The sequence below is a fragment of the Rhodoblastus acidophilus genome, assembly GCF_900187365.1.
GTDB lineage: Bacteria > Pseudomonadota > Alphaproteobacteria > Rhizobiales > Beijerinckiaceae > Rhodoblastus > Rhodoblastus acidophilus.
In genome coordinates, this window is the sequence record NZ_FYDG01000066.1 from 1 (window position 1) to 1,422 (window position 1,422).

Annotated in this window: 1 protein-coding gene; it reads right to left on the reverse strand. The window is 58.1% G+C overall.

Features of this window, described 5'->3' with window-relative positions; genetic code table 11:
- On the reverse strand, positions 1-1,406 hold a 1,406-nt coding region (locus CFB24_RS22225), incomplete at its 3' end, for a calcium-binding protein (RefSeq protein WP_170133789.1).
- Between the last annotated feature and the right edge of the window lie 16 nt (positions 1,407-1,422).

The following is a 1,422-nucleotide window of genomic DNA, read 5'->3' on the forward strand; positions in this document are numbered from 1 at the left end:
TGCTCGATATCGGCGACTGTGAGGTAGTTCGGATGATCCGAGGTGTTGTCGTAAAAAACAAATTTCTCGACCAGATTGTCGAGATTGAGCTGAACCTCTCCGTTGACGAGCTTGAACTGGTTCAGGATGCGCAGCGTGTCGGTGTGACCCTTTACAGAGATCACAAGGTCAGCTCCGTCCGCGGTGAAGACGACATTGCCGCGGCTGATTCCCGAACCGAAGGCGACCACATCATCCTTGGGTACGATGATCCCCGGGCGATCCTCCCAGGAGGCGCGAATGCGCGTATCACTGATGGTGTCGTGGCCATAGCCGGTGTCGAACACATAAGTATCGCCGCCGTCATGGCCGATCAGCACGTCGTCGCCGCCGCGTCCGTCGAGAACTTCCGCGAAATTTGAGCCTTCAATCGTGTCCGCGCCGTCGGTCCCAATCAGATCCATCTTGTCGGGATTGTATTGGGTGAAGTCGATGGTCGTGTCGGTGAAGACAAATTTTTCGACCGCGTTGGCCTGGGCGCCGTCGCGATTGAACTGGTTCTTCAGCGTGACGCTCTCGCCGGCGTCCCTGATCGTGATGATCAGATCGACCGCTGTGCGCGAGAACGCGACGTCGGCGCTGGAGAGATTCTTGAAAATGACTTGGTCGGCGCCGTCGGCGTCATAAATCGTTTCGGCGCCATAGCCGCGTGCGAATGTGTAAGAATCCCGGCTGTCGCCGCCCTTGAACGTCTCATTGCCGGCATAGCCGTCGAACGCGCTGTTGACGTTGTTGTAGCCGAGGATAACTTGGCCGGGCGTCTGTTCCGCGTAGTCGATGAAATGCTGCAGCAGGGTGTAGCGGTCCCAAACCGTGCTGTCGCCGAATTTGACCTGTTCGATGACGTTGGGATGGGTCAGACCGAGCGGATCCGTCCTGAGGAAGTCGGGCATGGCGATCTTGTCGCCGGTCGCGGCGATCGTCATGTAGAGATTGACAAGATCGAGATCGCCGGTCCGCGTATAAGCAAAATCGGCCCAGGTCAGGCCGTCTTTGAACTGCAGCACGTCGGTGTAGGGCTCGCCAAACAGCTTCGAACTGAGGTCGTTGTCTTCGATGACGTCGTAGCCGTAGCCTTTGCCGAACACGTAGGTGTCGGAGCCTGCCGATCCGCTGAGGTAGTCGTCGCCCGCGTCGCCATCGAACGTATCGTTCGTGGCGAAGCCGATGATATTGTCATTGCCTGCGGTTTCCGCGCCTTCAATGACCTTTTGCGCGACCTGGACGAAGTCCATGGACGTGCCGTCGTCAAAGATCAGCCGCTCGATTCCGTTCGGCGCGACATAATTCAAGCCCGCCGAAGAACCCAGAACTTTTGCGAAGGCGCCGAGGTTGAGCACGGCGCCCTGAAATGCGCCCTTGATCACGATGACGTCGTCGGTC